The sequence below is a fragment of the Rhizobium skierniewicense Ch11 genome (assembly GCF_023757665.1).
GTDB classification, from domain to species: domain Bacteria; phylum Pseudomonadota; class Alphaproteobacteria; order Rhizobiales; family Rhizobiaceae; genus Agrobacterium; species Agrobacterium skierniewicense.
Genome location: NZ_RXPG01000007.1, coordinates 170414 through 194643, shown reverse-complemented (window position 1 = coordinate 194643; position 24230 = coordinate 170414). Strand labels below are relative to the sequence as shown.

The following is a 24230-nucleotide window of genomic DNA, read 5'->3' as shown; positions in this document are numbered from 1 at the left end:
CCAAGCCTTGAGATGATAATCACCCAAATAAAAAACCGTGCCGGCCTTGTTTCTGCCGGTCACGGTTTGATGTTTCAGCGTGGATCAAGCTGAGGCCCTTGCGGGTTATATCGTCTTTTTCTGGCCGGCCAGGACTGGAGGAAACCAGCCGGGGAGAATGGCGGTCTTTTGACCGCTCTGTCTTTTTGTTGGCGCCGGTTGGTCCGGTGCTCGATTGTTAGTGCGTGGTCATCCAATCGCGGGCGGCGCGCAGCGCCGTTGCGAGGTCAGCCTTGTTCATGTTGCGGGCCAGATCGGCGCGCAGCGAGGCTGCCCGTTCCGAACCCTTGATGGCGGCGATGTTGAGCCACTTGTGGGCAGCGATGAGGTCCGGTGCGCAGCCACGGCCTGTTGCGTAGATCAGGCCGAGGTTGCAGAAGACGTCCGCGCGGCTTTGGCCACCGGCAACTGCCATTTCAATATCGCGAACTTCAAAGCGTGCCATTTTTCTATCCTGTTTGCCCGTTTTTCTCTCTGTCGTCGCCCCTCTGTGGGAGCTCTGGGGACTGAGGCCTTACCGTCTTCTGCGGCTTGTTCTGGCTCTTTCCCTTGGCAGGTTTGCCCTGCTCTTTCGATGTCCCCACTATGCCAAACGGGCTTCAACAGGCGCTTAAAATCCATGATTAACGGGGGACAAACAAAGTCCAAACGATTGGTAAAGTTGGGTTTTTGTTAAATATCACGAGGCCCGGAAATTAAGGGCTTTGCGGACAATTTTACGAAAAGTTTACGGATGGAATTCAACCCTTTCGTAACCACGTCGAAACTTGCGATTTTTCGACACGGTTTTTTTCGAGCCGGAAGTCGGCGAAAAAGCCACGAATTTCCCATTGGGCCTTGTTTCCTTTTACGTTCACGTCAACTATAAATCTCGCTATCGCATCAGGAGTTGCGAGCACGGACCTCGGATCGTTTTCGGGGTTCAGTCGAAGCTGGATTGGGAGGTCCCTATGAAGAGAATGACGATACTTGCCGCCGCCGCCTTTTTGATGGGCAGCGGTGCCTTTGCCGGAGAGGCCATCGAGGGCAACTGGAAAACAGCCAGTGGCGAGACAGCGGCGATTACCCAGTGCGGCTCGGCCTATTGCGTGACGTTGAAGACCGGCAAACATGCCGGAAAGCAGATCGGCAAGATGAGTGGAAAAGGCAACAGCTATTCCGGCGAGATCACCGACCCCGAAAACGACAAGACCTATGCGGGCACCGGCACCGTGTCTGGCAGTTCGCTTGCCATGAAGGGCTGCGTGCTGAAGGTGCTGTGCAAATCCCAGACCTGGACGCGTCTGTAATAGGTGGACAGTGTGGACGGGGGAAGGCTTCGTCCACATTGCTCGATAGCACGCGACATTTCAACTCGGACGGTATGTCTATCTAAAATGATGATCGTTTTTGAAATCCTTATCAAAGTAGCCGCGCACGCTGCGCTCTCACTGCTGATCCTGCACCAGATGGCCACGCAGGTCAGAGAGTATTATTTTTACAAAAAGAACGGCTGGGATTTTTCCATCGACAGCAACTTGGACAGGCTGAAGCTCGATGAGAAAATTACGGCTTACAATCTGAACCTGACCAACTGGGAGCGATTCTGGCTATTTCGCCCATTCTATATCGTTATCATGATTGCATTTTTCGGCTTCATGCTCTGGGCAGCATTCCAACGCATCTCAGTATGACCAATCCGTATACAATATAAGGTATTCATCAACGTCCTTTTTCCGTCATACCGCTGTAATGAACGCTCTTTAGTTGCCCTTTCTGGAACTGTTCGAAACAACGATTGGCTGGAGAGCAATATGACAAAGATCGACACGAGCAAACTGAGCTGGGACGAGTGGGATGAACTGCAGAACCCGCCTCCAGCTGTGACCGATTTCGACCGCGTGGTGGAATCGGCGATTTCGCGTCGCGGTTTTCTCGGCGGCGTTCTGGCGTTCGGCTCTGCGGCTGTCGCTCTGGGTACGCTCGGCAATCTGGCCTCCTCCACATCTGCGCAGGCACAGGAAGCCGCATCACGCTTTCCGTTCAAGCCCGTGGCTGCCACGACCGACAACACCATCCATGTGCCAGAAGGCTATAGCTGGAAGCCGGTTGCCAAATGGGGCCAGCCGCTATTTCCCAACGTGCCGGATATCGATCCGGTCAAGGGTGTCAGCCTTGAGAACTCGGACAAGGTTTTCGGCGAGAACACCGACGGCATGGAGCTCTTCGTGGTTGGCAGCCATCAGCTGATTGCCGTCAACCATGAATATGTGAACAACGAGACCAATCTGCCCCACCGCGAAAAGGGCATGCCCGCCAATCTGGATGAGGTCAAAATCCTCCAGCACATGCAGGGCGTCACCGTCATGGAAGTGGCGGAAAGAAACGATGGCTGGGAAATTGTCGTCGACAGCCCGTTCAACCGCCGCATTCATCACAACACGCCGATGACGCTGTCCGGCCCTGCCGCCGGTTCTGATCTCGTCAAGACGAAGACCGATCCAAACGGCATCGACTGTCTCGGCACCTTCAACAATTGCGGCGCGGGCCGCACGCCCTGGGGTACCTATCTCACCTGCGAAGAAAACTTCAACGGCTATTTCGGCTCCACGGACGCCGCCTTCAAGATGCCGGATGATTACAAGCGCTACGGCATCGCCGCCGAAACCCGTTACGGCTACGAGCTGTTCGATGAGCGTTTCGATGTGTCAAAGCACCCCAACGAGCCGCGCCGTGCCGGTTACGTCGTGGAGATCGATCCGTCGAACGCATCCTCGACACCCATCAAGCGCACCGCCCTTGGCCGCATCAAGCATGAAAATGCCGCCGTTGTCATCGCGCGCGACGGCCGTGTTGTGGTCTATATGGGCGACGATGAGCGTGGAGAGTTTCTCTACAAGTATATCTCCAACGGCATCTATGTGCCCGGCGGCGATACATCGAAGCTTCTGGACGAAGGCACGCTTCACGTCGCCAAGTTCAACGATGACGGCAATGGCGAGTGGGTGGCGCTGACACCGGAATCCACCGGCATGAAGATGGACGAAATCTGCGTCTTCACGCGTCAGGCCGCTTCCAAGGTGGGTGCCACCACCATGGACCGCCCGGAATGGGTGGCGATCAACCCCGTTGCCATCGAAGCCTATTGCGCGTTGACCAACAACACCAATCGCGGTGTGACGAAAGACGGCAAGCTGCGCGCCAATGGCGGTGGCGATGCCATGGTTCTCAACGCCGCAAACCCGCGCGAAAAGAACGAATACGGCCAGATCGTGCGCTGGTATCCTGAGAATGACGACCATGCCGATGGCAAGTTCAAATGGGACCTGTTCTGCATGGCCGGCAACCCCAATGTTCACAAGGATGCCTATGCGGGCTCCTCCAACATCAATTCCGGCAACATGTTCAACTCGCCCGATGGCATGATGTTCGATTCGACCGGTCTGCTCTGGATCCAGACGGATGGTGAAGACAGCAATGACGGCCAGTATGCCGGACAGGGCAACAACCAGATGCTGGCGGGCGACCCCGTCACCGGTCGTATCGAGCGGTTCCTGACCGCGCCGAAAGGGTCGGAAGTCACCGGCCAGACGTGGTCTGCCGACAAGCGCACCCACTTCGTCGGCATCCAGCACCCTGACGCGCCCTTCCCGGATGGCGAAGGCAAGCTGCCGCGCTCTGCTCTCATCGCCGTCAAGCGCGATGACAACGCCATGATCGGCTGATCAGCAAGCCGTTCATGCAAAAGGCGCCGTTCACGCGGCGCCTTTTTTGATTCTGCCTCAGGTCCTGCGAGGCTATTTCAGCGCCACTGCGTCCCATCGGCAGCCTGGCAACCGTAAGGCGGCAGCATGTTGCCGAATGTCTGGTGCAGCTTGTCGCAACCCCATTTGTTGATCGGGCCCGGCATGCGGCTGTTCAGCTCGATGCCAACCTCGTTGTACGGGCTCTCGGTGTTGGTGACGTAGCTGTACCAACGGTAACCGAAGATCACGACGGCGAAGACGATCACCATTGCCAGCACTCTTATAATTTTCACGGTATGTCCTTACGTGTCATGTGAATATCGACCCAGGCCACCGGGCTTTCGCAATATCTGCGCTGAAAGCGTTCTTGCATGGGTCGGAACGGGTCCTAACCGGGAAATCCCATTTCAGCAAGCAGCCCGATCTTTACACTGAACGCGCCAACGCGCGATTGAAAAGACTGGGGGCATCTGTCAGTTTCGCGCTGGGGTAATATAATGGAGGAAATATTGATATGCGTCTGCTTTTGCCTTGTGTCCTTTTGGCCAGCTGCATCATGACCGCGCCCGCTTTCGCGGCAGAACCGCCCGCTTCGCCACCGGCTGACCGCCCGCTGAATGAATTCGTCACCGCAGTCGAGAAGAATGGGTCGATCACTTTCCGGCTCTTTGCGCCATCGGCCAAGGCAGTCTCCGTCGCTCTCGGCACCAATGCGCCGCTGGAGATGCAGCGGGCTGAAAACGGTGTCTGGAGCGTGAAAACCGATGTGCTGAAACCCAACCTCTATGAATACTACTTCAACATAGACGGGTTCCGCAGCATCGATACCGGCACCAATTATCCCAAGCCACAGCGGCAGGTGAACACCAGCCTCATTCTCGTGCCCGGCAGCATTCTCGATGTGCGCGACGTGCCGCATGGCGAGCTTCGTTTGGTCACCATTCCGTCCAAGGCATTGAAATCCCAGCGCGCGACCTATGTCTACACGCCGCCGGGCTATAGCGACTCGTCCAAGCCTCTCCCAGTTATGTATCTCTATCATGGCTTCGGCGATACCGTCGCCTCATGGGTCACGCAGGGTCGCGCACCTGAAATCCTCGATAATCTCCTGGCTGAAAAGAAAATCGAGCCGATGATCGTGGTCATTCCCGACACGGAAGCCGACATTCCCGAAGCCATTGCTGAAAACTTCCCCGGTGCCGATCGCCGCAAGAATTTCTACCCGATCAACGCCGATGCCATCGACCGCGAACTGATGCAAGACCTCATCCCCTATATGAAAAAGCACTACAGGGTGCGTGACGACGCCAACAGCCGCGCCATCGTCGGCCTGTCGCAGGGCGGCTACCAGGCCCTCGTCTCCGGCTTCACCCATCTGGGCACCTTCGGCTGGATCGCCAATTTCAGCGGCGTCTCCACCACGACCGTGCCGAACAAGCCGGTCGAGGCTGCGTTCAACGAGCCGCAAAAAGTCAACAAGGCACTGCGCAACTTTACCGTCACCGTCGGCACCAAGGATGCCGTGACGGGCAAGGACATCGCCGGTCTCAAAACGATCCTCGATGAAAAGAAGATCAAGTACGACTACGTGGAATACAAGGACCTGGGCCACGAGATGGACGTCTGGCGCCCTTCATTCGAGGCCTTTTTGCAAAAGGTGTTCAAGAAGTAGAGCCAGAACCACATTTGCCGCCCTGTTGGAAACGATAGGGCGGCGCTGCTCACTTGCGAGCTTGCCGTCCCCTCATGTTTGACCATTGAGGGTGATCGGCAGCCGCTCAGACAGGCGTCACGCCCCCTCGTATTTCACCGTCACACCACGCTGGCGGAAGTAGGCCTGCATGAGTTTTCTGCCGGAGCGGTTGTTCTGCACCAGCTTGGCAGGGTCGAACAGCGCTTCCTTCAAGCCTTCTTTTGCCAAGGCTGCCTTGAGATTGGCGATATGTGCGTCAATGTCTGCATTGTCTGCCTGGAGCGATTCATAAATTCGGCTTGTCGCATCTGCTACGGTTAGTTCGCTCACTGTTTTACTCCTGTCATTGTCTGGCTGGCGCTTACCACATTTTTTGCCGTGTCCCAATTTTTATCAGGTTTGTCGTGCCAGAAGGTGATGATGAATGATGGCGACGCGGCGGCTTTCGAAAAGGGGACCCCGTTCCATTGTTTCCCTGCGTTCATGACGAAGCGTTGTATCCTATCCCAATGTCATTAGGATCACCATTGAGCCATCGGCGCTCACAAGACCAAGGACCGGCAACGGAGCAGGCGACAATGAGCTTTTCAGACAGCTATCTTGGGAAACTACGTCAGAAAATAGGGTCAGGCATCCTCCTTGTTCCCGGCGCTCGCGTTATCGTCAAGCGCGAGGACGGCTGCCTGCTCATGCAGCACAGGACGGACTTCGATGTCTGGGGAATTCCCGGTGGAAACGCCGAGGAAGGCGAAGATCTTCAATCCGTCGCTATCAGAGAAACACGGGAAGAGACGGGCATTCGCATCCGGAACCTCCTGCCTTTCGGGTTTGGTAGCAATCCTGAGTTCGAAACGGTCACCTTTCCCAACGGCGATATCTGCCAGTTCTTTGCCATGATGTTTTACACGACGCATTATGATGGCACGCCTGTCGTTGCTGATGACGAGTCCAAAGCGGTGGACTGGATCAACCCGGACGTTCTGCCTCCTATGCTTCCCAATATGCGTCGTAGCGTCGAGGCGTTTCAAAGGTTTGAGAAGACCGGCATTTTCCAGATGATTTAAAGCGCTTGCGGATCGCAAGGCTCCTATGTTCGGATGGGTGTACGCCCATTCGACATGATCTCTAGAACGCCTGAGGTTACAGAAAATCGCTCACAGTTTGGTTTTTCGGACCCTGCCATTATGGAGTCGATAATTGTAAGCAGCGTCTCTTGCACCGTCGTGGTCATCGGTCACCATGAAGCTTTGAGCATCGATCGCCTTTTGTAGGGTGCCACTCACGAAGCAGAAAACGGCTTTGCCGTCGCTGCCCCACACGTCGTTCAGCTTTACGAAGCTCGCGCCATCGATACCTGCAACCACCAGCGTCCCGTTGGATCGGTATAGGCCGTTAATGTCCATCGCCCAGCAATTGGTTGCGGTTTCGCACAAAAACCGAAAGCTACCGGCGTCCATCTTTTTCTGATGTTCGCCACGCAGATAGACGCGAGCGGAGTCAGTTGCCCACACACCCCGCTCTCCAAAGGTCCGGAAAGTTTTGGCATCGGCATCATCCAGCGCAACAAGAATATCATCCGGATACCCGAACGGCCAACTCGTACGAGCGTATGAGGCTGCGTAAACACGTTTGTGGTCTTTTGCGATTGGGGTTACCCACTGAAGAACCTCAAAGGTTGCAGGGGCGGCGTGTTCGACACGATACCCGTTGAAATAAACCGCCGCTTTATCTTTTCCGAAACGCTCTTTGAGAGGGGTGAAGGAAGGACGATCCACATCGGCGATTGATCGCCAGCGACAGAACACTTTTTTCGCGTCGCGACCATGAAAAGCGTCAAGCGGTTCGAACGTGTTGGGGTCCGCGCCACGCACGAGATTGAAGACCGCACGGGGTTCTGGCATGCGCGTGAATGTTTCTTTGAAGAAAACAGCGTTTTCGGTGCGATACCAAGCATCCGCGATCTGCTCGGCGCCATCTTCTTTGAATGAATATGAAGGATGCCACCAGCCGATCGTGTCGGAATATTCTCTCGCAAACCAGTCACGCAGCAGCATATGGTGATCGTCGCAAAGCGAATACTGCACGGTCTCATGACACTTTGAACCGTTGCTCAGCGTCAGTGAACTGCCCAGATGATAAAGATCATGCTTGTCTCCAACGTAAGAACCGTTGGCAACGAGAGTGCCGGCATCAAGGCCATCGAAGTGAAAGAAGTGGGAACCGGTTTTGACATAGAGCCGATGCCTGTCTTTTGCAAAATAGGGGCTGTTGCCCAAAAGAGTGAAACTTGCCGGGTCAGCGCCGGGGATGACACGATCCTCCAGATAGACATGCGTATTATCCAGCCCGTAATCATCATCCATAACACGAAAGTTCCGTACGTCTCGTGTCACGAACTTGGCCTTTCTGTTGCGCTGATGATACCACCAGACGCCCTTTTCATCGCCAAGATAACCCGCCGACAGCGGCCCGTCGCAAAACAGGCTGATCACTTCGAACCGCTGCGCCGAAATGCCACCTTTTACCTCCACCGCCTCGCCACCCTCCTCAAGGAGCACGACTTTCCCTTGGTGAACGGCGAAGGTCGTGGGCATGATACTCTCCGGCTTGCGGGTTGAACATAGAAATAGCCTGGGTCCAAACCAGCCATTTGCAACTCTGGATGTATAATAAAAACGCCGCTTGTCGGCAACGCCGCAATGTCTCAAAGACGACGCTGCGGCATGCAAGCTTTGAGGGGTGGATGTCTGTACTCATGGCACGGCACTTTTTTTCATTCCGTGAGATGGAGGACAATCGGGAAGGCTTGCTCTTGTGCTTAACCTTTGGCGACGTACGCACCGAACCATGGTTCAGGATGTTTTGCGGACGTCATCGCTGGTCCTGTAACCCGCTTGACCGAGTCAAACTCATCCCCCCACCAGTTAACCACTCTGAACGGCACATGAACCCGTCTCTCAGGGTCGGTTCAGTCCCACTGTGGCAAAGTCGTGTCCAGCATAAGAGAAGACTGTGACGCAAAGGGGAAATGACATGGCGGTTCTGGTTAGACGCTTCAGCATCATCGTTCTTCTGATGGCGATTTTTGCCATGTCCTTCGCGGCTTTGGTGGTCAACCCCAATCGCAGTTTCCAGCGTGTGAATGTCGGCGCGTCGATTGCCTGCCAGACAAGCTTTTCCAACAATTGCCACGTCACTCTGTAGCCACCCATCCGACCGGACACGACCTCGTCGAATATTTTTCGAACACACATATTTCTGTCGCTTGCCTGTCGAAATTGGCTCTCTATAATGGGCCATGACAATAGCAAAGCACACCATTTCGCACCTCTCCTTCATCATGCCCGAGCCGGTCGCGCCGCAGACTTTTACCGATCCGGTGGCGGCTGTGGATGCTCTGACGGCGCTTTACGAGCGCAACACGAGTTTTCTGATCACGTCCTTTACCGATCTGGCGAAGGGCGCGCCGATCGAGGGTCGTTACCGCGCCTGTTACCCGCAGGTCAGCATAGAGACGTCGAGCTTCGGCCATGTCGATTCGCGCCTGTCCTACGGTCACGTCACATCGCCGGGCGTCTATACGACGACGATCACCCGTCCGCAGCTTTTCCGGCATTATCTCAAAGAGCAGCTCGGGCTACTCATCAAGAACCACAGCGTTCACGTCACGGTGTCCGAGTCGGCCACGCCCATTCCGCTGCATTTCGCTTTTGGCGAAGGTGCTTTCGTGGAGGCCTCTGCGGCATCTTCGCTGACCGATGTGCCCTTGCGCGATCTGTTCGACACGCCCGATCTCAACAACACCGATGACCTGATTGCCAATGGTGAATATGATCAGGTTCCGGGCGAGCCCGCGCCATTGGCACCGTTCACCGCCCAGCGCATCGATTATTCGCTGGCGCGCCTCAGCCACTATACGGCCACCAGCGCAAACCACTTCCAGAACTTCGTGTTGTTCACCAACTATCAGTTCTATATCGATGAATTCGCGGCCTGGGCCCGCAAGCTGATGGCAGAGGGAGGCGAAGGCTATACGGAGTTCGTCGAGCCGGGCAACATCGTCACCCAGGCCGGTTCCGATCGTCCGATCACCGACATGACGCTTGGCCGCATGCCGCAGATGCCCGCTTACCACCTGAAGAAAAAAGGCCATGCGGGCATCACACTGGTCAATATCGGCGTCGGCCCGTCCAACGCCAAGACGATTACAGACCACATCGCCGTGCTGCGCCCGCATGCCTGGCTGATGGTGGGTCACTGCGCGGGGCTTCGCAACAGCCAGCGGCTGGGCGACTATGTTTTGGCCCACGCCTATATGCGCGAAGACCACGTTCTGGATGACGATCTGCCCGTCTGGGTGCCGATCCCGGCTCTGGCCGAAGTGCAGATGGCGCTGGAAGGTGCGGTTGCGGAAGTCACCGGCTATGAAGGCTTCGAGCTGAAGCGCATCATGCGCACCGGCACCGTTGCCACCATCGACAACCGCAACTGGGAGCTTCGCGACCAGGCCGGGCCGGTCAAACGGCTGTCGCAGTCGCGTGCCATCGCGCTTGATATGGAATCGGCGACCATCGCCGCCAACGGTTTCCGTTTCCGCGTGCCTTACGGCACCCTGCTCTGCGTCTCCGACAAGCCGCTGCATGGCGAATTGAAGCTGCCCGGCATGGCAACCGAGTTTTACAAAACGCAGGTCTCACAGCATTTGCAAATCGGTATCCGCGCCGTGCAGAAGCTCGCCGCCATGCAGACCGAGACGTTGCATTCGCGCAAGCTTCGCAGCTTCTACGAAACCGCCTTTCAATAACGGATATCGCTGGCGCTACCGACGTCCCCGGACAAACAGCGCCAGCGCCGTTCCCATGAGCGAAGACAACATCACCATCAGGTGCACATTGACAGCCGCCTGTGCCAGGGACGAGAGCGACGTCCGATCTGTGGAAGCTCCGAAACCGAGTGCACCGGCAGTGATGCCTGCCGGGTAAGTCCCAACGCCACCCGGCGCATGGATGGGCAGAACGGAGGAGAGCTCGCCGCCCAGCGCACCGCCAAAACCTGCAGCCAAGTCCAGTTTTCCCATGAGCGTCAAAACCCATGCCAGAACCGCAATCTTAACGAACCAGTTGATGATGGTTGCACCCCACGCCCGGGCAAAAGCACGACCATCGGCAGGCAAGCCCGCCTCCATCTCCTGAATGATGCCTTTTGCCTTTTTCGGCGCAAGGTGGTGCGCATATCGAAAAAACCGCTGTCTGATGGAAAAAGCGATGACGGGGAGAGCCAGAAAGACGATCCACAGAAGCCAGACCGCCAGCGAGCCTCTCTCCAGCGCAAGTCCAACCCCTGCCGCTGCCATGAGCGCGTGCAGATCAAAAAACCGCATGATCAGAAGGGCAGATGTTCCACGCGCCAGCCGGACATCAAATTCCTGCCGCATCAACAAGGGGAAACTGGTCTCGCCGGACCGGAATGGCAGCATGATGTTGAGAAGATTATGGATCTGGACCACGCGAAACAGGCGCGCGAACTGGCCTTGCGTTTCACCAGGGAAATAATCGTAGATGCGCCAGGTCCGCAGAACGTAGGTGGACAGAAGAAGTGCAAGGGCGATCCCGATGACCCATAGCCCCGCTTCCTGCCACAGCGCAAAAATCGTCCCCCACCCCCACATCCAGCTGATGAAGGCTGCGTAGGCGGCAACCACCAAAGCCGTGACGATGGTCATAGAGTGCCGTGCAAACCGGGCGGGCTTCAATTCAATTTCCAATCACATTCCATTGCGGCATCGTGCGCACTATTCTCTCCACTGGCGCTTGCAGACAAGGGCTTCCTTGAAAGTTTGTGGTCTTTGTTGAAAAGGCCGCGAAACGTCGTTAGAGAAAGCACATATTCCAGATCACGACACAGACGGAACCGTTACCGTGCAAACACCTGCCGCCATTATCACAGACGTTCCCGCGGCAGATGCACTGGAGCTTTCGCTGGTCGTGCCGATCTTCAACGAGCAGGAAAGCGTCAGACCTCTGATCGAACGGATCATCGAGGCAATGGCGGGCTATGCGCTGCCGTGGGAACTCATTCTGGTGGACGATGGCAGTACCGATGCGACGATTGCAAATGCACGGGAATTTGTCGAACGGCGCGGCCTCAACCTCAAGATCGTCGCTCTGCAACGCAATTTCGGCCAGACGGCGGCCATGCAGGCCGGTATCGATACGGCGCGCGGTCGTTTGATCGCCACGCTCGATGGCGATCTCCAAAACGATCCCAAGGACATCCCCATGCTGGTCGCAGAGCTGGAACGGCGGGAACTCGACCTTCTCGTCGGCTGGCGTCAAAACCGTCAGGATGGATTGGTCCTGCGCAAGATCCCCTCCTGGATCGCCAATCGCCTGATCGGCAAGATCACCGGCGTGCGCCTGCATGACTATGGTTGCAGCCTTAAGATCTACCGTTCGTCCATCATCAAGCAGGTCAAGCTGATGGGTGAAATGCACCGTTTCATTCCGGCATGGGTGGCAGGCGTCGTGCCTAGCACCCGTATCGGCGAAATGCCTGTCACCCATCATGCACGGCAATTCGGTTCGTCCAAATACGGCATTTCCCGCACATTCCGGGTTATCCTCGACCTGCTCTCGGTGATGTTCTTCATGCGCTACAAGGCGCGACCGGGCCATTTCTTCGGTTCGCTGGGCCTGGGCCTTGGCGCAATGGCCGGTGTGATCATGACCTATCTCTTCGTCGACAAGTTCATTCTCGGCAACGATATCGGCACGCGGCCGATGCTGATGGTCGGGGTCGTGCTGTTGTTATCTTCCGTTCAGTTGATCACCACCGGCATCCTGGCCGAAATGATCGCACGACTGTATTACCGGGACGATCTGACGCCGAACTACATCGTTGGTAAGGTCTATCAGGCGGAGTGATCTCAGATGCGCAAGTCTCTATCGCGCAATCCCGATCTGATTTTATTCTGGATCGGTGGCTATTTTCTGCTTGCCATCATTGTGCGCATCATCCGTTCGCCGGCATTGGAAATAGACGAGACACAGGCGGCTCTGACGCAGTTTCTGCTTTGGGGATATGGATCGCAGCCCCCGCTCTATCATTGGCTTCAATATGGTCTGTCTGAGCTGTTCGGTATGTCGATCGCGACCCTGAGCCTTTTGAAAAACGCAACTCTGTTTTTCTCCTGCCTGTTCTTCTGGCTGACGGCGCGGCTTCTGACACAAGATCGCGCGCTGTCTGGCCTTGCAACCCTTGGCATGCTGACACTGCCGCCGATCTTCCTCATGTCTCAGCGCGACCTGTCCCACACGGTGATGGCGCTTTTAATCGTGTGCCTTTTTCTCTACGCATTTTTCTCGACGCTGAAACGGCCAAGTTTGGCGGGTTATCTTCTGGCGGGTGCGGCCGTTGGCCTTGGTGCTCTGTCAAAATACAATTTCATCCTCGTTCCGCTTGCCGCTGCGCTGGCGCTGATACCGGAAAAAGATTTGCGTGTCCGCTTGATGGACTGGCGCATGGGACTCGCGGTCATTCTATCGATCCTCATCGTCCTTCCGCATGCCATATGGATGCTGCACAATCCCGACCTCGTCACCGGCCAAACCATGGGCGAAATGACGGAAGGGCGCGAGCACATCTCCTTTCATGGCTTTGATGGCGCACTGAGTTTGGTGCTGGCAGCATTAAAAGGTGCGGCGCTGACGGTCGCCATTTTTGCCCTCCTTTTTTACAGAGACATCAAGCGCATTGCCTCGGCAAGCGATCAGTGGACACGCATCATAGGACGCATGCTGCTGATCGTGTTCTTCCTGTTGCTGGTCATCATCTTTGTGCTCGGCGCCACAAATATCCGGCAGAAATGGCTCATCGTCTATCTCGTCCTGCTGCCGCTTTATCTCAGCCTGAAAATACGCGCCGCGGGCGTTGACGCCAAACCGAAACTGCCAGCCATGCTGACCGTAGCGAGCGTTTTGACGATCGGTGTTCTGCTGATTTTGCTCACACGCGGACTTGTGGCCCCCTATTTCGGGCGCTACTCGATTGTTCACATTCCCTATGACACCTTTGCCAAAGCGGTGATGCGTGATGGCTTCGCGCAGCCACGCTATGTGATTGCACCCAACGTTATGGTCGGCGGCAATCTCAGGATTCAGTTTCCCAACGCAACCATCCTGACAGGTGATCCGGCAATTGAAAGAGCACCACAGAGCTGGCCACAGGGAGCGACCGTCCTGCTTGCTGGAACGACCGATGACGGCAAGCTGCCGGATAATCCCGCCGCTGCCCTCGATGCTCTCGCCGCACGCGCATCGCTGCCGGCTCCGACCGATATCAGGGATGTCAGCGCCGCCTATCCCGGCGGCGGCGAAATGAAGAAACATGCATTCTATTACGCCTGGTCGGTCATCGGTCGGAACTGACCTCAGTTACGAAGATTGTGGACATGGTGACGGCAGTTTCGGCACAACCTGCGTGAACTGCCCTGCCTCCTCTTTGGACGGCACCTGGCGCTCATGTCCTATGACGGTTTTCATATCCTCGCGGTATGCGCCAGATGGTCCAGTCCCTTGCGCACGATCTCGATGATCTGATCGATTTCGGAGCGGCTGATGGTGAAGGCTGGCGACGCCAGCATCCGGTCACCGGTGGCGCGCATGACCAGCCCGTTTTCGAGGCAATGATTGCGCACCAGCGTGCCGACATCATCCGGTTTGTCGAAACGCTTGCGCGTTGCTTTGTCGGCGGTCAGTTGCAGTCCGCCGATCAGGCCGACATTGACCGCCTCGCCCACCGTTTCGTGGTCGAGCAGACTTTGCCAGCCCTGTTGGAAATAGGGACCGATATCGTCGCGGACGCGCTCCACCAGTCCCTCGTCTTCAATGATGCGCAGGTTTTCCAGCGCAGCTGCCGCACAGACCGGGTGACCGGAATAGGTGAAACCGTGGTTGAAATCACCCACCTTGGTCAACATCACCTCGGCCACGCGGTCGGACACCAGCACGCCACCGATCGGCAGATAACCGGATGACAACCCCTTCGCGACGGGCGCCAGATCCGGCTCGTAGCCGAAATGCTGATAGCCGAACCACGACCCCAGCCGTCCGAAGCCGCAGATCACCTCGTCCGACACCAATAGAATATTGCGCGCCTTGCAGATGCGGGCGATCTCCGGCCAATAGGTCTCCGGCGGGACGATGACACCGCCTGCGCCCTGAATGGGTTCGGCCACGAAGGCGGCTACGTTGTCTTCGCCCAGTTCATCTATTTTCGCGTCCAGTTCGCGCGCAACCTTAAGGCCGAATTCGGCAGGCGTCAGATCGCCGCCCTCGACATACCAATAGGGCTGACCGATATGCGAGACGCCATCGATCGGCAGGTTGCCCTGCTCATGCATCCAGGTCATGCCGCCCAACGACGCGCCCGCGACGGTAGAACCGTGGTAACCGTTGCGCCGCGCAATGACATGGGTTTTGGTCGGATAACCCAGTGCCTTCCAATAGACCCGCGCCATTCGAAACCACGTGTCGGTCGCTTCGGAGCCGGAATTCGTAAAGAAAACATGGTTCATATTCGGCCCGGCATGGGACACGATCTTCTGCGCCAGAAGCGTGGCCGGTGGTGTCGTGGTGCCGAAGAAGGCGTTGTAATAGGGCAGTTCGTTCATCTGCCGGGAGACAGCATCGGTCATTTCGCGCCTGCCATACCCGATATTGACGCACCATAGACCGGCAAAGGCATCGAGATATTTCTTGCCGGTGCTGTCATAGATGAACACGCCCTCGGCACGCTCTATAATGCGTGTGCCCGTGGCGTTCAGTTTACCCATATCGGAAAAGGGATGGAGGTGGTGGGCGGCGTCTATGGCGGCGAGGTTCGATATCTTCAAGGGGTTATCGTTCATCGCGGCATGCACTCCATTGACGTCATGGAAACAGAATGGCCGGGGCGGCAGCGTTTTGCAAGGCCACGATCACGTCTTGCAAAACGGGCCCTGGAGCAATGATATCAGGTGCTTGCAAAATCCTTCGCAACAATAACCTTCAATTCGCCCGCATGGATTTTCAGCCGCACATCTTTTTCCATCGACAGCAACTCCCCATCCATAACGCACCGCACGTTCTTGTGGCGTTTGGGGAAATGCAGTTCCGCTTCGGTTACCGCCATAGCCGTGACAGCCGCGTTTTCCTTCAGCTTGCCACGCATGATATCGAAAGCGAGCCGCGTGACGCCGGACGGGGTCAAGGCGTCTGCAATGTAAAGGCCAAGCTTTCCCTGGGTGATATCGTCCGCGACCAGCAACGGGCTCTGCCCGAACTCGTTGTTGGATGCGGAGATGGCACAGGCGCGGCGATGCTGCGTCACGCCCGCCACGGTAAACTCCATGTCGAATTTCGGCGGATTGAGGACGACACCGATCGCGGCGCGAATATTGGCGAGGATTTTGCCCAGTCTTGACGCATATTCCATCTTGTCGCGGACACGCACCATGCGTGCATGCAGACCGGCGGAGAACTGGTGGACGAAGGGGCGGCCATTGGCACTGGCAATATCGACATTATGGACATGGCCCTCAGCCAATGTGTCCACCGCCTGCCAGATGTCGAGCGGCAGCTTCAACGAGCGGGCAAACAGGTTCATGGTGCCGGCAGGGACGACACCCAACGCGATGCCGTGTTTCCAGGCGATACCGGCGGCGGCAGAAATCGTTCCATCGCCACCGCCTGCAATCAGCCCGTCGAGGCCCTTGTCATCGGCGGTGCGTTCCATTTCGGAGACGATATCCTTGCCGGAAACGAGGCGGCATTCGATATCGTGGCCAGCATCGTTGAAAACCTTTTGCGCATGCGCGCAGTAGGCGTCCATATCGGTGGTCTTGAAGGTGCCGCCGTCACGGTTGAAAATCGCCACCAGTCTCATATGCTTACCCAGCCCCCGTTACGCTCAAGCGCGCGACCTAAATGGTATAGCGCGGGTTCCGTTCCGTACACCTCTGCGTGAGAGGTAAATTTTACCGAATCAGAGGCTACCGCAACGCACAACTTCATGTTACGAATGAGATAAGGTCATTTTGGTGACCATATACCTCCAGTCAGGGCAAGACCGAGACCTCGGTTTTGCCCTTTTTTTCTTCGTTCCCATCGCAGAAATCCATGACCCATATTTCCCCGACTAAAGACCGCTCCGTAGCGGATGGGCAAGCTGTCGAACCATTGCCCGCAGCAGCCCTCACTCCCTTTTCCATCGCCCTTATCGAACTGGCGCTTGCCGCCGGAGGCTTCGGCATCGGTACGGGCGAATTCGCCATTATGGGCCTTTTGCCCGATGTCGCGACAAGTTACGGCGTCTCTGTTCCCCAGGCCGGCTACGTCATTGCCGCCTACGCGCTCGGTGTCGTCATCGGCGCACCCATCATCGCGGTGCTGGCGGCGCGGATGACACGGCGTGTGCTTCTGCTGGCCTTGATGAGCGTTTTTGCGGCGGGCAATATCTTGAGCGCCATCGCGCCCGATTTCGCAACCTTCACGGCGCTGCGGTTCATCACCGGCCTGCCCCATGGTGCCTATTTCGGCGTGGCTGCGCTGGTGGCCGCCTCCATGGCGCCCATCCACAAACGTGCCCGCGCCGTGGGTCGTGTCATGCTGGGGCTGACTATTGCCACGCTGCTCGGCACCCCGCTCGCTACCTTTTTTGGACAGATGTTTTCCTGGCACGCCGCATTCCTGATGGTGGGCGGCATCGCGCTTTTGACTGTTGCGTTGCTGTGGCTCTTCCAGCCACGCGACAAGGTACAGGAAGGTGCCAGCATCTGGCGCGAGCTTGGTGCCTTCAGGCGTGGTCAGGTGTGGTTGTCGCTCGCTGTGGCTTCGGTCGGGTTCGGCGGCATGTTCGCGGTCTTCAGCTACATCGCCAAGACGACCACCGATGTCGCCATGATGCCAGCCGCTACCGTTCCGATGGTTCTGGCGCTCTTCGGCATCGGCATGAATGTCGGTAATGTCGTTGGTTCGCGCATGGCTGATATCTCGCTGAACGGCACGATCGGCGGCATGCTCGCGGTCAATGTGGTGCTGATGGCGTTGTTCGGATTGACCGCTGACAACCCTTACATGCTGTGCCTTTGCGTCTTCCTCATCGGCTGCGGCTTTGCCGCCTGCCCGGCGGTGCAAACCCGCCTCATGGATGTGGCGGCCGACGCGCAGACGCTGGCTGCCGCCTCCAACCATTCCGCCTTCAACATCGCCAACGCGCTTGGTGCCTGGCTTGGCGGCCTCGTCATTGCCATGGGCTATGGCTATGCATCGACAGGATATATCGGCGCGATCCTCTCGCTCGCAGGCCTCATCGTATTCGGCTTTGCCGTGGCGCTGGAGCGACGCGAGAAAGCCAACCTAACGGCTTGATTTCAGAGTGCTTTAGACGACCCTAAAGCGCCTGGACGCACGCAGCAGTCGACCTTGCCAAAATTTCATAATCGCCCCGCTTGACTTGGCCTTTTTTCGGGCGCAACAGATATCTCATGCGCAGATTGAAGCATTGATCTGGCGCAGATATCCACGGAGCATCATTAGATGTCTAGCGACAGTCGTAGTCGATTGCCTTTGCCGAAAACGGCGAAACGCGCGCTGATCTGACACCTGTCGGCTCACCACGTTCCGCCGTGATCGGCGGATCGACGGGAAGGTGAGCAATCATGAACTTTCATAACCTCTCTGAAAGAGCCAGCAAGGCTGCACGTCTTTTTCGTAGCAGCAGCATTGGCCCCACCACCACCGCAGAACGCGTCGATCAGTTGAACGCACTTGACGTGCGCGAAGCCGTCGACGCGCTGCTGAAAATGACGCAGGCCCGTGCGGTGGCGGTCCTCGACCGGCCAGAACTGCACCGCGCGGCAGAGATCATCGCCCATATTCCGCTGGAACAGGCAGCCCGTTTCGTCAATCTCATGTCGGATGACCGCGTGGCAGACGTCATGGCGGAAATGGATGACGAGCCACGGGCCAAGCTGTTTTCCCGGCTGGACCGCGCAACGGCAACCGCCATCCGCCACCTGATGACCTATCCGCCCCGCACGGCGGGTTCGATGATGACGACAGAATTCGTCAGCGTGCCCGACCGCTGGACGGTGGAGCAGACGCTTGCGCATATCCGCATCGTCGAACGCTCCCGCGAAACCGTCTATGCCATCTATGTGCTGGCGCAAGACGGCACCTTGGCCAAGGTCGTCACCCTGCGCCGCCTGGTGACGGGCGAGCCATCGGCCTCCATTCTGACCGTCGCATCCAAAGAAGGCATCACCTATGCCGATCCGTTGATGCCTCAGGAAGATGTCGCCCGCCTTATTCGCAAGCACGACCTTCTGGCCATGCCTGTCGTCGACGAGCACGCCCACATTCTCGGCATCGTCACCGTCGATGATGTCATCGACACCATGATTGCCGACACGACGGAAGACGCCCACAAATTCGGTGGTATGGAGGCTCTCGGAAAGCCCTATATGGCGATGGGTTTCCTCGATATGATCCGCAAACGTGGTGGCTGGCTGGCGGCTTTGTTCCTGGGTGAAATGCTGACGGCCAGCGCCATGCAGCATTTCGAAGGAGAGCTGGAAAAGGCGGTCGTGCTGACGCTGTTCATTCCACTCATCATGTCATCGGGCGGCAATTCCGGTTCGCAGGCTACGTCGCTCATCATCCGGGCGCTGGCGCTGGGCGAGTTGAAACTGTCCGACTGGTGGCGCGTGTTGCTGCGCGAACTGCCCACAGGCCTCACACTCGGCGCCATTTTAGGCGCCATCGGCTTCCTGCGGCTTACCGTCTGGCAGCAGGCCGGGTTCTATGATTACGGCGAACACTGGCTTCTGGTCGGTTTCACCGTTTTCTGTGCCCTCATCGGCATCGTCACCTTCGGCTCCATCACAGGCTCGATGCTGCCCTTCCTGCTGCAACGCATGCGCCTCGACCCCGCCAGCGCATCGGCCCCGTTCGTCGCGACACTGGTGGATGTCACCGGTCTGGTGATCTACTTCTCGGTCGCACTGCTGATCTTGAGCGGGACGCTGCTTTAGTGGCAAACATGATGTTGCCGGTCGCGCCTTGGCGAGGCTGGCAACACCCGTCGTTAAACGGGCTTGCGATCTTTATACAATTTTTTGTATAATTAGCGATATGAAAGTGATCAGATTTCGTGGCAGCGCCCTCAGTGATTTACGTGCGTTTCCCGAAACGGCGCGGCGGGAAGCCGGTTATCAGCTGGACAAGGTGCAACATGAGCAGATGCCGACCGATTGGAAGCCAATGGGAACAATCGGAAAGGGTGTTCAAGAAATAAGAATCAGGGATGAAAGCGGCGCGTTCCGCGTGATCTATATCGCGAAATTCAGCAATGCAATTTACGTCCTGCATTGCTTCCAGAAGAAGACCCAGAAGACCAGCAAGGCAGATATCGACCTCGCAGCAAAACGCTACAGCGATCTGATGAAGGAGTTAGGCCAATGAGCAGTGAACAATTCGAAAGCGTCTGGGATGCCATCGAAGACACGGTGGCCAAAGCGGAGAACATGAAGCTGCGCTCCACGCTGATGAGAGCACTCGAGCGGCAAATAAAGGAAAAGGGCTGGACGCAGGCAGACGCCGCCCGAGAACTTGGGGTCTCGCAGCCGCGCGTGTCAGATCTTTTGCGTGGCAAGATCAATCTGTTCGGCTTGGATACGTTGGTCAATATGGTGACTGCGGCAGGACTGCATGTTGAAATGCAGGTGTTGGATGCTGCGTGAACGAAAAATGCACACGCAGCGTTCTCAGCTCATTACCGCGCCCTGAGCGCGCCCGCAACCGTGTGAATATGGGCCGCACCAATGCCGCAGCAGCCGCCGATCATGGTCGCACCGGCTTCGGCCCAATCGCAGGCGAAACGGGAATAGGCGTCGTCGGTCAGGTCGGCGCGGGTGCCGTGAAGGCCTTCATTGGCGGCGGAATCGCCTTGCTCACCTTCGAATGCGTTGGCGTAGACGCCGATTTCGATGGAGACGCCTCTATCCTTGAACACAGCGGAGGCTGTCTCAACAGCGGCTTTCATGACTTCCGGCTTGCTGCAATTGAACAGCAGCGCGGTGGCACCTGAACCTGCGGCCCATTCGGCAGCAGCGCGCACGGTTTCGCCGGAGCGAAGCTGTGGCGCGCCGCCGTTGACCTGCGCGGTGTCGTCGTTCAGCGTGAAGGAAACCCAGAATGGTTTGCCCGTGTTGGCCACCGCTTCACGCACCGCCTCCCCTTCGGCAATCAGGCTCAATGTTTCGCCCAGCCAGACATCGACATGGGGAGCGAGGTTGTCGACCAGCACCTTGAGATAATCCTGCACCCGTGAAGCATCGAAATTCTGCGGTTCGTAGGAGCCGAAGATCGGCGGCAGGCCACCGGCAACGGTCACCTTACGGCCCGAAGCATCCGCCGCTTCCCGTGCCAGCTTGCCGGAGAGTGAAATCAGCGCGGCGCCGTCTTTTTGAAACCGCTCTTCGCCAATGTGGAAAGGCACGAGCGCATAGGAATTGGTGGTGACGACATCGGCACCGGCTTCAATGAATTCCGCATGCACCTGCCGCACGATGTCAGGCGCGTCGATGAGAGAAAGCGCAGACCATTCCGGCTGCTTCAACTGTGCACCGAGCCGTTGCAATTCACGGCTCATGCCGCCGTCGAGAATCTTGATATCGCCCATATGGAACTCCCTGGAGTATTACCGCCGCTGCGGCACCTGCGCTTCGACGAAGCCGAAACAGCGCACGATGATGGCAGTGAGGATGAGATAGAAAATGGTGACGACGAAGAGTGGTTCATAGACCAGCAGCGTATCCTGTCGCACCTTGTAGGCAACGGCGTAGAGATCCATGACGGTCACGGTAAAGGCAAGCGGCGTTGCCTTCAACTGCATGACCACTTCGCCGGCAATGGTCGGCAGGGCAATGCGAATGGCGCGCGGCAACCAGATGCGGCGGATCAGCGTGAAACGGCTCATGCCGAACGCCCTGCCCGCCTCAAGCTCCCCCTTCGGCACCGCCAGAAGCGCACCGCGCAGGACTTCCGCCTCATAGGCCGCATAATTGAGCGTGAAGCTGACGGCTGCAAAAAAGAAGCCCTCACGCAGCACCGGCCACATAAAGCTTTGGCGCAAGCCAGGGATCATCGGCAGGAATGAACCGACGCCGTAATACAGCAGCCACAGTTGGATGAGCAGCGGCGTACCACGGAAGAACGTACAGTAGCCGCGTGCCAAAAGCCGCGTGACTTTACCGCCGCTGACCTGCGCAAAGGCAAGGCCAATGGCGATGACAAAGCCGAGGACGACGGAAATGATCAGCAGCGCCACCGTCTGATAAGCGCCGGAAAGCAGCAGCGGCCAGTATTTTTCGATCCAGGAGAATTCCATGCTCTCTCCTAAACCAGCGCCGGTTGACCGCGCCGCACGCGGCGTTCGATCAATGAAAAGACGGCGTTGGAAACGAGTGTAATCGCCAGATACAAGAGTGCTGCCGCCATGAAGAACAGGAAATACTGCTTGGTGCTGGCGCCTGCCAGCCGCGTTGCCAGCGCCAGCTCCTGATATCCGACGACCGCCACCAGCGCGCTGTCCTTAGTCACGGCAAGCCAGAGGTTTGCGAGGCCCGGCAGCGCATTTGGCACCAATGCAGGCAAAACGACGCGGCGAAAGCGCAGAAACGGCGACATGCCAAAGGCGCGCGCCGCTTCGATCTGCCCACCCGGAATGGCAAGGATCGCACCCCGCAGAACCTCGGTCATGTAGGCACCCTGCACGAAGCCAAGCACGGCGATAGCCGCGACGAAACCGTTGATCTCCAACGGCGGCATTCCGGCCCATTGCAGCAGCCGGTTCAGGCCATCGGTACCCGCATAATAGAGCCCAACGATGAGGATCAGCTCCGGCACGGCGCGGATCATGGTCGTGTAGAAGCCCAGCACGACACCGAGCGGCCTATTGCCGGACAGCTTGCCCAGCGCACCGGCCATGCCGATTACGATGCCAATGAGATAGGCACCGGCGGAAATGGCAAGCGTGGAAACGGCACCGGTCAACAGCGTGCCGCCCCATCCCGGAGGATAGGGCGACAAAAGTTGAAGCATGGTTTCAATGCTTGCCATCAACTCGACCAGGACTTACTTCGCGCCGTAGATATCGAAGTCGAAGTATTTCTTGGTGATCTCGTCATATTTGCCGCTGGCGCGTACAGCGGCCAAAGCTGCATTCAGCTTCTGCTTCAGCTCCGTATCGTCCTTGCGAAGACCGCCGGAAACGCCGAGACCCAGAATTTCCTTGTCGTCGGCCACATTACCAGCGTCCGCGCAGCAATCCTTGCCCGCATCACTTTTCAGGAAGGCGTCGAGAACGAGCGAGTCGCCGAAGACATAATCGATACGACCGGCAGCCAGATCCTGAAACGCTTCGTCAAGTGTCTGATAGGTCTTTTCGTCCGCCACGTCCTTGAAATACTTGGCGTAGTAAGCGGACTGGATGGTCGAGACCTGAATGCCGATGGTCTTGCCCTTGACGTCCTCTGCCGTTGCGCCCGGCTTGTCGCCCTTGGCACCGATCAGCTTGCTGGGCGTGTTGTAGTATTTGTCGGTGAAGGTGATGACCTTCTGGCGTTCTTCCGTATTGGACATGGATGACCAGATCACGTCGAACTTCTTGGCTTCAAGCGCTGGAATAAGCCCATCCCAGGACAGTTCAACGATGGAGCATTTTTCCTTCATTTCCGCGCAGACGGCGTCCATCAGGTCGATTTCCCAGCCCTGCCATTTCCCGGACGCATCCTTGGCGAAAAACGGCGGGTAGGATTCGTTCATGATGCCGAAGCGGACATCGGCGCTGGCGGTGAAGGCAGAGAGCGCAAATGCCGATCCGGCAAGCAGCGTGGCGAACAGTTTCATGGAAATCTCCTGTTGGAATATCGAAAATATCAGTTGGCGATGGCGCCGGTAAAATCGCGGGTGCGGGCGCTGGTCGGGTTGCCGAACACCTGGTCCGGCGGCCCCTCTTCTTCCACGCGGCCCTGATGCAGAAACATGACGTGGTTGGACACATCACGCGCAAAGCGCATTTCATGCGTGACCAACAACATGGTGCGCCCTTCGTCTGCCAGATCGCGGATGACTTTCAGCACCTCGCCGACCAGTTCCGGATCAAGCGCAGAGGTCGGCTCATCGAACAGCATCACGGCGGGCTCGACGCACAGCGCCCGCGCAATCGCCGCACGCTGCTGCTGGCCGCCGGAAAGGAAGGCCGGATAGGCATCCTTCTTGTCGTAAAGGCCGACCTTGTTGAGCAGTGCTTCGGCTTTCTCGATCGCATCCTGCCGCTTGACACCCATTACATGCACAGGCGCTTCTATGATGTTTTCCAGCACCGTGCGGTGGGACCAGAGATTGAAGGTCTGAAACACCATGCCAAGCCCGGTGCGCAGACGCTCCACCTGCCGCCAGTTTTTCGGTACCGCCTTGCCGTCGCGACCCATCTTGACAACGATTTCCTCGCCGCTGACGGTCACACGACCACGGTCGGGCATTTCCAGAAAATTGATGCAGCGCAGAAACGTGCTCTTGCCGGAGCCTGAGGAGCCGATGATCGAGATGACGTCACCCTTGCGGGCGTTGAGCGAAATGCCTTTGAGGACCTCATGCGTACCGAAGCTCTTGTGGATATCCTCCACCGCCAAAGCGTAACCGCCTTCAATACTCATCAACTGGTCCCGACTG

At 57.4% G+C, this 24230-nt stretch carries 25 protein-coding genes and 1 pseudogene; 13 read left to right on the top strand and 13 right to left on the bottom strand.

Features of this window, described 5'->3' with window-relative positions; all coding sequences use genetic code 11:
* Positions 1-217: 217 nt before the first annotated feature.
* Positions 218-484 (bottom strand): SEL1-like repeat protein, encoded by a 267-nt coding sequence (locus tag EKM04_RS07940; protein WP_174152515.1) that lies wholly within the window; start codon positions 482-484, stop codon positions 218-220.
* Between the two features lie 505 nt (positions 485-989).
* Between EKM04_RS07940 and EKM04_RS07935 the strand changes: the two genes are divergently transcribed.
* The 3 genes from EKM04_RS07935 (at position 990) to EKM04_RS07925 (ending at position 3743) form a co-directional block, all read left to right on the top strand.
* On the top strand, positions 990-1328 hold the full coding sequence (locus EKM04_RS07935; RefSeq protein ID WP_183896999.1) for a DUF2147 domain-containing protein: 339 nt from the start codon (positions 990-992) through the stop codon (positions 1326-1328).
* 87 nt (positions 1329-1415) lie between these two features.
* On the top strand, positions 1416-1712 hold the full coding sequence (locus EKM04_RS07930; protein ID WP_234910981.1) for a hypothetical protein: 297 nt from the start codon (positions 1416-1418) through the stop codon (positions 1710-1712).
* A gap of 120 nt (positions 1713-1832) precedes the next feature.
* Positions 1833-3743: a PhoX family protein gene (locus EKM04_RS07925; RefSeq protein ID WP_183897000.1), complete on the top strand. Its 1911-nt coding sequence runs from the start codon at positions 1833-1835 to the stop codon at positions 3741-3743.
* 77 nt (positions 3744-3820) lie between these two features.
* Here EKM04_RS07925 and EKM04_RS07920 read toward each other — a convergent pair whose 3' ends face one another.
* Positions 3821-4033 (bottom strand): hypothetical protein, encoded by a 213-nt coding sequence (locus EKM04_RS07920; RefSeq protein ID WP_183897164.1) that lies wholly within the window; start codon positions 4031-4033, stop codon positions 3821-3823.
* Between the two features lie 287 nt (positions 4034-4320).
* Here EKM04_RS07920 and EKM04_RS07915 point away from each other — a divergent pair, with 287 nt between their 5' ends.
* Complete coding sequence (locus EKM04_RS07915) at positions 4321-5436, top strand: esterase (protein WP_234910982.1); 1116 nt, start codon at positions 4321-4323, stop codon at positions 5434-5436.
* Positions 5437-5553: 117 nt separating this feature from the next.
* Here EKM04_RS07915 and EKM04_RS07910 read toward each other — a convergent pair whose 3' ends face one another.
* Positions 5554-5787 (bottom strand): hypothetical protein, encoded by a 234-nt coding sequence (locus EKM04_RS07910; RefSeq protein ID WP_174152511.1) that lies wholly within the window; start codon positions 5785-5787, stop codon positions 5554-5556.
* Between the two features lie 248 nt (positions 5788-6035).
* Between EKM04_RS07910 and EKM04_RS07905 the strand changes: the two genes are divergently transcribed.
* Complete coding sequence (locus EKM04_RS07905; RefSeq protein ID WP_183897002.1) at positions 6036-6521, top strand: NUDIX domain-containing protein; 486 nt, start codon at positions 6036-6038, stop codon at positions 6519-6521.
* Between the two features lie 90 nt (positions 6522-6611).
* On the opposite strand, the gene EKM04_RS07900 is transcribed toward EKM04_RS07905, so the two are convergent.
* Both EKM04_RS07900 and EKM04_RS23195 read right to left on the bottom strand, forming a co-directional pair.
* Positions 6612-7511: a DKNYY domain-containing protein gene (locus EKM04_RS07900; protein ID WP_234910983.1), complete on the bottom strand. Its 900-nt coding sequence runs from the start codon at positions 7509-7511 to the stop codon at positions 6612-6614.
* A gap of 231 nt (positions 7512-7742) precedes the next feature.
* Positions 7743-7820 (bottom strand): annotated as a pseudogene (locus EKM04_RS23195) (hypothetical protein); the annotation flags it as partial.
* A gap of 670 nt (positions 7821-8490) precedes the next feature.
* On the opposite strand from EKM04_RS23195, the gene EKM04_RS07890 reads away from it, so the two are divergent.
* Entirely contained in the window at positions 8491-8661 is a 171-nt protein-coding gene (locus EKM04_RS07890; protein ID WP_174152508.1) for a hypothetical protein, read from the top strand.
* Between the two features lie 94 nt (positions 8662-8755).
* On the top strand, positions 8756-10261 hold the full coding sequence (gene amn / locus EKM04_RS07885; protein WP_183897004.1) for an AMP nucleosidase: 1506 nt from the start codon (positions 8756-8758) through the stop codon (positions 10259-10261).
* Between the two features lie 15 nt (positions 10262-10276).
* Here the strand turns inward: amn and EKM04_RS07880 are convergent, their stop codons facing one another.
* Positions 10277-11179, bottom strand: a complete 903-nt coding sequence (locus EKM04_RS07880) for a lysylphosphatidylglycerol synthase transmembrane domain-containing protein (protein WP_183897165.1) — start codon at positions 11177-11179, stop codon at positions 10277-10279.
* 196 nt (positions 11180-11375) lie between these two features.
* On the opposite strand from EKM04_RS07880, the gene EKM04_RS07875 reads away from it, so the two are divergent.
* Both EKM04_RS07875 and EKM04_RS07870 read left to right on the top strand, forming a co-directional pair.
* On the top strand, positions 11376-12380 hold the full coding sequence (locus EKM04_RS07875) for a glycosyltransferase family 2 protein (protein ID WP_183897005.1): 1005 nt from the start codon (positions 11376-11378) through the stop codon (positions 12378-12380).
* Between the two features lie 6 nt (positions 12381-12386).
* Positions 12387-13883, top strand: a complete 1497-nt coding sequence (locus EKM04_RS07870) for an ArnT family glycosyltransferase (protein ID WP_183897006.1) — start codon at positions 12387-12389, stop codon at positions 13881-13883.
* Between the two features lie 110 nt (positions 13884-13993).
* On the opposite strand, the gene EKM04_RS07865 is transcribed toward EKM04_RS07870, so the two are convergent.
* Complete coding sequence (locus tag EKM04_RS07865) at positions 13994-15364, bottom strand: aspartate aminotransferase family protein (RefSeq protein ID WP_183897007.1); 1371 nt, start codon at positions 15362-15364, stop codon at positions 13994-13996.
* A gap of 104 nt (positions 15365-15468) precedes the next feature.
* On the bottom strand, positions 15469-16380 hold the full coding sequence (locus EKM04_RS07860) for a diacylglycerol/lipid kinase family protein (protein ID WP_183897008.1): 912 nt from the start codon (positions 16378-16380) through the stop codon (positions 15469-15471).
* Between the two features lie 233 nt (positions 16381-16613).
* Between EKM04_RS07860 and EKM04_RS07855 the strand changes: the two genes are divergently transcribed.
* The 4 genes from EKM04_RS07855 (at position 16614) to EKM04_RS07840 (ending at position 20236) form a co-directional block, all read left to right on the top strand.
* Positions 16614-17864 (top strand): MFS transporter, encoded by a 1251-nt coding sequence (locus tag EKM04_RS07855; RefSeq protein WP_183897009.1) that lies wholly within the window; start codon positions 16614-16616, stop codon positions 17862-17864.
* A 290-nt stretch (positions 17865-18154) separates the two neighbouring features.
* Positions 18155-19528, top strand: a complete 1374-nt coding sequence (gene mgtE / locus EKM04_RS07850) for a magnesium transporter (RefSeq protein WP_183897010.1) — start codon at positions 18155-18157, stop codon at positions 19526-19528.
* Between the two features lie 100 nt (positions 19529-19628).
* Complete coding sequence (locus tag EKM04_RS07845) at positions 19629-19958, top strand: type II toxin-antitoxin system RelE/ParE family toxin (RefSeq protein WP_210290143.1); 330 nt, start codon at positions 19629-19631, stop codon at positions 19956-19958.
* Positions 19955-20236 carry a helix-turn-helix domain-containing protein gene (locus EKM04_RS07840; RefSeq protein ID WP_183897011.1) on the top strand — a complete coding sequence of 94 codons (282 nt, stop codon included), beginning with the start codon at positions 19955-19957 and terminating at the stop codon, positions 20234-20236. The genes EKM04_RS07845 and EKM04_RS07840 overlap by 4 nt, the downstream gene beginning before the upstream one ends.
* 32 nt (positions 20237-20268) lie before the next feature.
* On the opposite strand, the gene EKM04_RS07835 is transcribed toward EKM04_RS07840, so the two are convergent.
* Genes EKM04_RS07835 through EKM04_RS07815 form a run of 5 tightly spaced genes read right to left on the bottom strand, consistent with a single transcriptional unit; the run spans position 20269 to position 24214 of the window.
* On the bottom strand, positions 20269-21177 hold the full coding sequence (locus EKM04_RS07835) for a homocysteine S-methyltransferase family protein (RefSeq protein WP_183897012.1): 909 nt from the start codon (positions 21175-21177) through the stop codon (positions 20269-20271).
* Between the two features lie 18 nt (positions 21178-21195).
* The gene (locus EKM04_RS07830) at positions 21196-21885 is read right to left on the bottom strand and encodes an ABC transporter permease (RefSeq protein WP_183897013.1); all 690 of its coding nucleotides are present in this window, start codon (positions 21883-21885) and stop codon (positions 21196-21198) included.
* A gap of 8 nt (positions 21886-21893) precedes the next feature.
* Positions 21894-22616 carry an ABC transporter permease gene (locus EKM04_RS07825; protein WP_183897014.1) on the bottom strand — a complete coding sequence of 241 codons (723 nt, stop codon included), beginning with the start codon at positions 22614-22616 and terminating at the stop codon, positions 21894-21896.
* Between the two features lie 15 nt (positions 22617-22631).
* The gene (locus tag EKM04_RS07820) at positions 22632-23405 is read right to left on the bottom strand and encodes a transporter substrate-binding domain-containing protein (RefSeq protein ID WP_183897015.1); all 774 of its coding nucleotides are present in this window, start codon (positions 23403-23405) and stop codon (positions 22632-22634) included.
* A gap of 29 nt (positions 23406-23434) precedes the next feature.
* Positions 23435-24214 carry an ABC transporter ATP-binding protein gene (locus EKM04_RS07815; RefSeq protein ID WP_183897016.1) on the bottom strand — a complete coding sequence of 260 codons (780 nt, stop codon included), beginning with the start codon at positions 24212-24214 and terminating at the stop codon, positions 23435-23437.
* Positions 24215-24230: the final 16 nt, after the last annotated feature.

Excerpts from the sequence above, each read along its gene's own strand:
- EKM04_RS07900 (WP_234910983.1), bottom strand. The coding sequence starts at position 7,511 with ATGCTGCTGCGTGACTGGTTTGCGAGAGAATATTCCGACACGATCGGC.
- mgtE (WP_183897010.1), top strand. The coding sequence starts at position 18,155 with ATGAACTTTCATAACCTCTCTGAAAGAGCCAGCAAGGCTGCACGTCTT.
- EKM04_RS07915 (WP_234910982.1), top strand. The coding sequence starts at position 4,321 with ATGACCGCGCCCGCTTTCGCGGCAGAACCGCCCGCTTCGCCACCGGCT.
- EKM04_RS07860 (WP_183897008.1), bottom strand. The coding sequence starts at position 16,380 with ATGAGACTGGTGGCGATTTTCAACCGTGACGGCGGCACCTTCAAGACC.
- EKM04_RS07940 (WP_174152515.1), bottom strand. The coding sequence starts at position 484 with ATGGCACGCTTTGAAGTTCGCGATATTGAAATGGCAGTTGCCGGTGGC.
- EKM04_RS07920 (WP_183897164.1), bottom strand. The coding sequence starts at position 4,033 with ATGGTGATCGTCTTCGCCGTCGTGATCTTCGGTTACCGTTGGTACAGC.
- EKM04_RS07820 (WP_183897015.1), bottom strand. The coding sequence starts at position 23,405 with ATGAAACTGTTCGCCACGCTGCTTGCCGGATCGGCATTTGCGCTCTCT.
- EKM04_RS07905 (WP_183897002.1), top strand. The coding sequence starts at position 6,036 with ATGAGCTTTTCAGACAGCTATCTTGGGAAACTACGTCAGAAAATAGGG.
- EKM04_RS07840 (WP_183897011.1), top strand. The coding sequence starts at position 19,955 with ATGAGCAGTGAACAATTCGAAAGCGTCTGGGATGCCATCGAAGACACG.
- amn (WP_183897004.1), top strand. The coding sequence starts at position 8,756 with ATGACAATAGCAAAGCACACCATTTCGCACCTCTCCTTCATCATGCCC.
- EKM04_RS07930 (WP_234910981.1), top strand. The coding sequence starts at position 1,416 with ATGATGATCGTTTTTGAAATCCTTATCAAAGTAGCCGCGCACGCTGCG.
- EKM04_RS07925 (WP_183897000.1), top strand. The coding sequence starts at position 1,833 with ATGACAAAGATCGACACGAGCAAACTGAGCTGGGACGAGTGGGATGAA.
- EKM04_RS07825 (WP_183897014.1), bottom strand. The coding sequence starts at position 22,616 with ATGGCAAGCATTGAAACCATGCTTCAACTTTTGTCGCCCTATCCTCCG.
- EKM04_RS07835 (WP_183897012.1), bottom strand. The coding sequence starts at position 21,177 with ATGGGCGATATCAAGATTCTCGACGGCGGCATGAGCCGTGAATTGCAA.
- EKM04_RS07845 (WP_210290143.1), top strand. The coding sequence starts at position 19,629 with ATGAAAGTGATCAGATTTCGTGGCAGCGCCCTCAGTGATTTACGTGCG.
- EKM04_RS07935 (WP_183896999.1), top strand. The coding sequence starts at position 990 with ATGAAGAGAATGACGATACTTGCCGCCGCCGCCTTTTTGATGGGCAGC.
- EKM04_RS07880 (WP_183897165.1), bottom strand. The coding sequence starts at position 11,179 with ATGACCATCGTCACGGCTTTGGTGGTTGCCGCCTACGCAGCCTTCATC.
- EKM04_RS07865 (WP_183897007.1), bottom strand. The coding sequence starts at position 15,364 with ATGAACGATAACCCCTTGAAGATATCGAACCTCGCCGCCATAGACGCC.
- EKM04_RS07870 (WP_183897006.1), top strand. The coding sequence starts at position 12,387 with ATGCGCAAGTCTCTATCGCGCAATCCCGATCTGATTTTATTCTGGATC.
- EKM04_RS07890 (WP_174152508.1), top strand. The coding sequence starts at position 8,491 with ATGGCGGTTCTGGTTAGACGCTTCAGCATCATCGTTCTTCTGATGGCG.
- EKM04_RS07855 (WP_183897009.1), top strand. The coding sequence starts at position 16,614 with ATGACCCATATTTCCCCGACTAAAGACCGCTCCGTAGCGGATGGGCAA.
- EKM04_RS07830 (WP_183897013.1), bottom strand. The coding sequence starts at position 21,885 with ATGGAATTCTCCTGGATCGAAAAATACTGGCCGCTGCTGCTTTCCGGC.
- EKM04_RS07815 (WP_183897016.1), bottom strand. The coding sequence starts at position 24,214 with ATGAGTATTGAAGGCGGTTACGCTTTGGCGGTGGAGGATATCCACAAG.